Origin of the sequence: Streptomyces corynorhini (assembly GCF_003346515.1) — a bacterium.
Taxonomy (GTDB): domain Bacteria; phylum Actinomycetota; class Actinomycetes; order Streptomycetales; family Streptomycetaceae; genus Streptomyces; species Streptomyces corynorhini.
This window is the reverse complement of the sequence record NZ_QQNA01000367.1, coordinates 1-6581: the sequence shown is the minus strand read 5'-3', so window position 1 is coordinate 6581 and position 6581 is coordinate 1. Positions and strand designations below refer to the sequence as shown.

The 6581-nt window shown below is 71.8% G+C and carries 6 protein-coding genes and 1 pseudogene; 3 read left to right on the top strand and 4 right to left on the bottom strand.

What is annotated here, in order from left to right; all coding sequences use genetic code 11:
• Positions 1 to 234, top strand: a pseudogene (locus DVH02_RS32570) (sulfite oxidase); the annotation flags it as partial.
• A 22-nt stretch (positions 235 to 256) separates the two neighbouring features.
• Here the strand turns inward: DVH02_RS32570 and DVH02_RS32565 are convergent.
• Entirely contained in the window at positions 257 to 1165 is a 909-nt protein-coding gene (locus DVH02_RS32565) for an LLM class flavin-dependent oxidoreductase (protein ID WP_114627451.1), read from the bottom strand.
• Positions 1166 to 1464: 299 nt separating this feature from the next.
• Here DVH02_RS32565 and DVH02_RS32560 point away from each other — a divergent pair, with 299 nt between their 5' ends.
• Positions 1465 to 1965, top strand: coding sequence for a MarR family winged helix-turn-helix transcriptional regulator (locus DVH02_RS32560; protein ID WP_199566499.1), 501 nt, complete (start codon positions 1465 to 1467; stop codon positions 1963 to 1965).
• A gap of 43 nt (positions 1966 to 2008) precedes the next feature.
• The gene (locus tag DVH02_RS37215; RefSeq protein ID WP_158575974.1) at positions 2009 to 3115 is read left to right on the top strand and encodes an ATP-binding cassette domain-containing protein; all 1107 of its coding nucleotides are present in this window, start codon (positions 2009 to 2011) and stop codon (positions 3113 to 3115) included.
• A 230-nt stretch (positions 3116 to 3345) separates the two neighbouring features.
• On the opposite strand, the gene DVH02_RS32550 is transcribed toward DVH02_RS37215, so the two are convergent.
• The 3 genes from DVH02_RS32550 to DVH02_RS32540 all read right to left on the bottom strand — a co-directional run bounded on the left by DVH02_RS32550 (position 3346) and on the right by DVH02_RS32540 (position 6439).
• Positions 3346 to 4803, bottom strand: a complete 1458-nt coding sequence (locus DVH02_RS32550) for a glycoside hydrolase family 76 protein (protein ID WP_199566498.1) — start codon at positions 4801 to 4803, stop codon at positions 3346 to 3348.
• A 336-nt stretch (positions 4804 to 5139) separates the two neighbouring features.
• Entirely contained in the window at positions 5140 to 5511 is a 372-nt protein-coding gene (locus tag DVH02_RS32545) for a VOC family protein (RefSeq protein ID WP_233518597.1), read from the bottom strand.
• A 241-nt stretch (positions 5512 to 5752) separates the two neighbouring features.
• The gene (locus tag DVH02_RS32540) at positions 5753 to 6439 is read right to left on the bottom strand and encodes a DUF5825 family protein (RefSeq protein ID WP_114627447.1); all 687 of its coding nucleotides are present in this window, start codon (positions 6437 to 6439) and stop codon (positions 5753 to 5755) included.
• Positions 6440 to 6581: the final 142 nt, after the last annotated feature.

The window sequence follows — 6581 nt, the reverse complement described above, 5'->3', positions numbered from 1 at the left end:
AGCGGGACCAGGCGGCGGCGCGCCGACCTCCACGACCGTCCCCGCGCCGCCGCCTGGTCCCGCTGGTCCCTGGACTGGCACCCCATCACGCCGGGCCCCACCGCCCTGCTGGCCAGGGCAGCCGACACCGCGGGCCGCGTCCAGCCCGACACCGCCATCCCCAACACCCAGGGTTATCTCTTCGACGCGGTGGTCCGTCACCCGGTCACGGTGGTTGCCCAGCCGGTCGGCTGAGGCACGTCCCGTCCCGTCTGGTTCACCCCGGCTCGTGGCCCGCCCGGTCGGTGGACACCTCGCGTGCCGCGGCGACGAGCGCGCGGGTGGCCGGGGCGACCTCCTCGCCGAAGGTCCTGAGCAGGTCCGGCTGGTGAGTGGGCAGCAGATAGGCGCTGGTGCCCACTTCGACGGTGAGCGCGGCCAGTTGCTCGGGCCAGTCGCGCGGGCCGCCCCGGGGAAAGCCGTCCTCCCTGCCGGGGGAGAGGTTGTACAGCCGTCTGACGGCCGACGGCGGGCGCCCCGCGGCCTCGGCCCCCTCGTCCACGAGTCGCTGCCCCGCCGCCAGGCGGACCGGCGGCACATGCGGCACGCTGGGGAGCCAGCCGTCCGCCACCTCGCCGGTCAGCCGCAGCATCCGAGGGCCCACCGCGCCGATCCACACGGAGATGTCGTGGGCGGGAGCCGGCCCGGCGGCGGCCCCGTACAGCCCGTAGTGCTGTCCTCGGCGGTGTACCGGGCCTGCGCCGGACCACAGGGCGCGCAGCACCCCGACCGCCTCGCGGGTGGCGGCGAGGGCCTCGCCCGGGGTGCGCCGGGGGCCACCCTCGGCGGCGATGTCGTCCCAGTACGCCCCGGCACCCAGACCGAGTTCCACCCGGCCGCCGCTGAGCAGGTCCAGGCTCGCGGCGGCGCGGGCCAGGGCGGCGGGCGGTCGCAGGGCGAGATTGGCGACGTTGGGGAGGACCCGGATCCGGGAGGTGCCGGCGGCCATCGTCGCCAGCACCGTCCACGCCTCCAGGAACTCCGGCCGGTAGGGATGGTCCGGCACGCTCACCAGGTCCAGTCCGGCCCGCTCAGCCGACCGGGCCGAGGCCACGGCGTCCTGCGGCTGCGCTGAGGAGGGCACCACGATGGCGCCGAACAGCAGGTCGTGCCCGTAGTCGGTCATGAGTGTGTTCCGTTCTCGGCTCGCGGCGGGGCCGGTGTGGTCGGTGTGGTCGGTGTGATCGGTGTGGTCGGTGTGTCGTCCGATCGGTCACGTGGTCGTCCGATCGGTCAGGGCGGTGGTCTCCGGAGTTTCCCTTGGAGGTTCCGGTGGAGGTTCCGGTGGAGTTTTCGGCGGAGTTTTCGGGAGGCGGGCGGCGCCGGGTGGCGCCACGTGCCGGGCGCCGTAAATCGTGTCGTCTCGTAATCATTACAGTTAGACATGCTTACGTCCAGAGGCTTTTCGCGGTTATGCTGCGCTCCATGAACGACGCCCAGGAGCACGGACCGCGGACGCCCCCGGCAGCCACCGTGAGCCGCCCGCCGAGCCTGCTCGCGCTGCCCTCCTACCTGGTCAGTCATGTCGCACGGCTCGGCCACGACGCACTGGTCGCCGAGGTCGCGGACCACGGCCTGAGGCTTCCCCACTTCGCCGCGCTCACGGCCCTGGCCGACTTTGGTCCGCTGCCGCAGCACGCGCTCGCCGACCGGCTGGGCCTCAACCGCAGTCACCTGGTCGGCTACCTGGACACCGTGGAGGAACGCGGTCTGGTCCGGCGCACTCGCGACCCCGCCGACCGTCGGCGTCAGCTCGTCGAGCTGACCCCCGGGGGCGCGAAGGAGCAGCGTCGACTGCTGGCCGTGGCCGAGCGTTCCCAGGACGCGTTCCTGCGCGACCTGTCCCCGGCCGAGCGTGCCACCCTCAGCGCCCTGCTGCGCAAAGTGCTGGACGCCGACGACGACAGAGCGCGGGCGGGAGGCTGAACCCGGCCCCGTCGGACGGCATCGTTCAGTAGCCGGATGTCGGTTGACAGCGGATTTCCCGGACACGAGCTGGCGCGGCACAGGGAAGCACCGCTGCCGGTTCCACCCGGCGGCCGTCGCCGCCTCCTCGGCCGGCTGGGCCGTCGCCCCCTGCCTGTTCACCTCGTACAGCCCCTACGACGGCGACTCCGCCGCGAGCTTCACCCCGCCGAGCGTGGAGCACTGGTTCGGCACCGACCGGCTGGGCCGGGACCTCTTCGCCCGCAGTGTGTACGGCGCGCACACCACGCTCACCGCGACGCTGCTCGCGGTCCTCATCGCCTTCGGCATCGGCACGGCCGTCGGACCGGTCGCGGGCTTCGCCGGAGGGTTCGTCGACACCGCGATCATGCGGGTGGTCGATGTGTTCCTGGCGATCCCCGGCCTGCCGCTCGCGATGGTGGTGGTGGTCTCGGTCCTGGGCTACTCCACGCAGAACATCGCCCTGGCCGTCGGTATCGCCTCCATCGCCTCCTTCGCGCGGGTGATGGGGGTCCCAGGTGCTCGCCGTCGTCACCCGGGACTGTGTCAAGGCGGCCTACGGTCTGGGGGCCGGCCGGGCGTCATGCTCCGGCACGTCGTCCCCAACTCGCTCAACTCGGTGATCGCGCTGGCGGCCCCCGAAGTCGGCACGGCCGTGCTCGCCGTCGCCTCGCTCGGCTTCAAGGCGGTGACCGGCAGACAGGAACGGACGGCCCGGGTGATCGAGCTGCTGCAAGCGGTGGCGCTCGACGAGAGCCATCTGCACCGGCTCCCCGCCGAGCTGTCCGGCGGCCAGCGGCAGCGGGTCGCGATCGCGCGGGCACTCGCGCTCAACCCCGGGATCCTCGTGCTCGACGAGGCGGTGAGCGCACTCGACGTCTCGGTTCAGGCGCAGATCCTGCGCCTGCTGGTCGGTCTGCAGGCCGAGTTCGGACTCAGCTACGTGTTCGTGACCCACGACCTCGGCGTCGTACGCCTGATCGCCGACGACGTCACGGTGATGAAGGACGGCGCCGTGGTCGAGACCGGCCCGGCCGAGCGGGTGTTCCGCTGCCCGCGGCACGCGTACACACGGGAACTGCTGGAGGCCGTCCCGGGAACGCGGTTCACCGTCGCGGGTGCGCGCTGAGACGTCCGGAGGCGCGTGCGCCGATCCGATTCCGTGCCCCGTGGAGAAGCGAGGGACAGGCGTGGTCATCGGCGGGACATCTCTCTCGGAGGAGCGATTCACCAGCCTTTCGCCCCGGGGGACGGGGGCACCCCCCGAACCCGAACCCGATTCCGGGCCGGGCCGGGGCGGAGCGGCCAGGACTGTCGGGACTGCCAGGGCAGTCAGGGCAGTCAGAGCGGTCGGGGCGGTCAGGGCGCCGCGTTCAGCAGGTCGAGGGCGCTGTGCTGGCGTGCCGCGTCCGTCTTGTCGAGCGGGCCGTTCCAGCGCAGCCCGTACTGGCCGAGCGGATTGCGGTCGCGGGCGTACGCGGCCTCCGCCTGCCGGGACAGATATGCCGTGTAGGGGTGGTCGGCGAGCGCCGCGTTGAGCTTGCCGAGCCCGCGTACGTGCGCGCCCTTGAAGGACGGACCGTCGGCCCCGCAGTCACCGCTCTCGCACGGGTCGCGCAGGATGCCGTCGGTGTTCAGGGAGGAGGAGGTGGTGGCCGCGTCGGCGATCTGCCGGGCCGTGGTGAGGAGGGCGGCGTCCTGGGTGGCCCGGTTCAGCTCCGTGAGCGCGCCGAGCAGCACACCCTGGTTGTACGACCAGACGGCGGCGCCGTTGTTACGGCAGCTGGACAGGTCGATGCCGTCGTTCACCAGGCGCGAACCGTTGACCATCCCGGTCCCCTGGAACCACGACCAGCCGGCGCGGGCCCGGTCCAGATAGACGGTGTCGCCGGGGACGCGGTTGTGCAGTGCCGCGCTGAGCTGGATGTAGAGGGAGTTGGCGATGGCGTTCTTGTAGGTCTTCGCTGTGCTCCACCACACACCGCCGCCGCAGACGCCGTCCCAGTAGGAGGCCATGTGGTCGGCGTCCGCGCGTGCGGTGGAGAGATAGCGGCTGTCGCCGGTCGCGTCGTAAGCGGCGATCCAGGCCAGCCCCCACCAGCCGGTGTCGTCGATGTACTCGTTGCGGAACTGGCCACCCTGTGCGTTGAGTTGGCGATTGTAGGTGTGGGCGATGGCGTAGCGGTAGCTGGGCATTCCCGAGACGCGGATGTTGTCGATGACCGCGGTCAGCGCGTTGGCCGAGTTCCACCAGCCGGTGGTGTCGAACAGCCCGGTGCCGTTGTTGTAGAACTGCATCTGCGCCGTGGCCGCGGCCGTCCGGCGGTCCCACGCGTTCCAGGTCGTACGCGCCCAGGGTGTGCAGGCGATGTCCGTACGGTCGCCGGCCTTGCCGCAGGCGCGCAGGGCGCCGACCCCGTTGGCGTTCCAGTCGTCCACGTTGTACATGAGGGTGCGCCGGCCGCGCTGTCCCGCGGGCACGACGGTGGCGCCGAGGCGGCTGCCGGAACTCCAGGTGCGCCCGCCGTCGAAGGACCGGTCGAGCCAGACCTCGTCGCCGGGGCTGCCGTTGTCCGTCGAGGCCCAGCCCATCGCGTCCTGGTCATCGAAGTGGAGGACGATCGAGCGGGAGAAGAGCGTGGTGGAGACGGGGGCGCGGTCCCCCGGCGCGAGCGCGGGATCGCGGGCGTCGCAGTACGTGTTGCAGAGGGCCGCGGTCGGGGCGGCGGCCACGGCTTGTGGGGTCAGGGCGGCGAGGAGCGCCACGGCGAGCGGCGCCACCAGTCGGCGCATCCGGACCGACAACGTTGTCCACATGGGCGGCTCCGGGCTCGGCGGGAGGACTGAGAGCGCTCCCGGAACGTATGGCAATGGCGTGCCCACGTCAATAAGTCGGGCTGCGCTGGCTTCCGCGGTGGCTCCGCGCTGGCTTCCACGGTGGCCGGGGCGCAAGGGTTCCGCGGTCCGCGGGATGTCCCGCGGAAGGTCAGCGGGATTCGACGGGGGTCGCCCCGCCGTGAGGCGGGGCGAGGCGGGACTTTGAAGACAGGGCTAGGGACAATACCAGTGACATAGGGGCCAGTTCGGCGGCCTCACCTGCGGAAACACGGTCCGCCGACAGCCCCGGCAGCCGCAAAGTCACTGATATTGGGGCTAGGGACGGACGTAAGGCCGGGTCATGACTTCCATGTTGTGGCCGTCCGGGTCGTCGAAGTAGGCGCCTCGGCCACCGAACAGACGGTTGATCTGGCCGGGTTCGGTGTGGTGGGGGTCGGCGTAGTAGGTGACTCCCACCGCCTCCAGGCGGGCGATAGCGCCGTCGAACTGCTCGTCAGGGACGAGGAAGGCGTAGTGCTGCGACTGGATCGGTTCGTCTCTCTTCTCGTAGTAGTCGAGTGTCACGCCGTTGCCGAGGTCGACGGGGAGGAACGGCCCGAACGGGGCGCCGACCTTCAGGCCCAGGACCGTGGCGAGGAACTCGGCAGACTGGTGCCGGTCGCTTGCGTAGACGGCAGTGTGGTTCAGCTGGACGCCGGTCGTCGGCGGGGTGGATTCATGGGAGTGCCGCTGGTCACACGGTTTTTCGGCTGTGCCTGGCCGTGGATCGCGAGGCGGAGAAGGGAGGCGACGCGGAGGGGGCACCTCCCACGCCCTCAAGGCGGTGGGGGAGTCGCCGACCGACGACAGCGCGGCGAGGCGGCGCGGTCCATGCGCCACGTGAGCACACCGATCGTGCGGCGGGATCGTGCCGATCACACCACGGGGCTCAGATCGTCATGGCCTCCTGTATCCAGCGGTTCACACGGTACGGCAGCCACCACTCCACCTCGCCGACCGCGAGCACGAGTCGCTCCTCGCGGAAGTCGGCGAGCGCGTCCGGCGGCACCGCCGAGGCGGGAGCCCCGTACGCGAGGCGGTCGATCGCTTCCTGGTAGTGCGGCTCGTCCACCGTGAACCGGCGGAGGTCCCCCCAGCGGCGGTCACGGATCTGGACGAAGCCCGGCCCCTGCCGCCAGAGGCACTTGCCGAGGTAGTGGCCGTTGCGCCAGGTCCGCAGCGCGTCGTCCGCTGCCGCCGGGCCCACCCCCTCGATCCGCTGCGGCGGTTGGAGGTGGCTCAGGAGGCGGCCGATGTCCTCGGCGGCCGTGGGGCCCCCGCTCGGATCCGGCCGCAGGTCCCACTCGACGAGCACCGCGCGGGCCGTCAGGTCCCTGACCAGGCTGAGGGTGCGTACGGTACGGGCCGCCGCGTCCGGCGTTCCCGTGTCCGCGAGATCCACGACGCCGGACAGCCGGACGCGGCGCGCGCCCTGTTCCCACAGCCGGTCGCACTCCTCGGCGACGGGGCCGGTGAGTGTGAGGTCGCCGAGGAACATCCCCGGCAGAGCGCAGGCGACGGGGTCGTAGTCACGCCAGACGGCGGCGGTCGGGGTGAGGACGGAGCGGGGAGTCATCGGACTGGCCTCCAAGTGCGCCTGAACGGAGGGACGGTGGTGGCGAGACGCTCGGGTGAGGGCTGAGGGCTGAGGGCTGAGGGCTGAGGGCTGAGAGTGAGGGCTGAGGTGGGGAAAGTGGGTGGGGAAAGTGGGTGGGGAA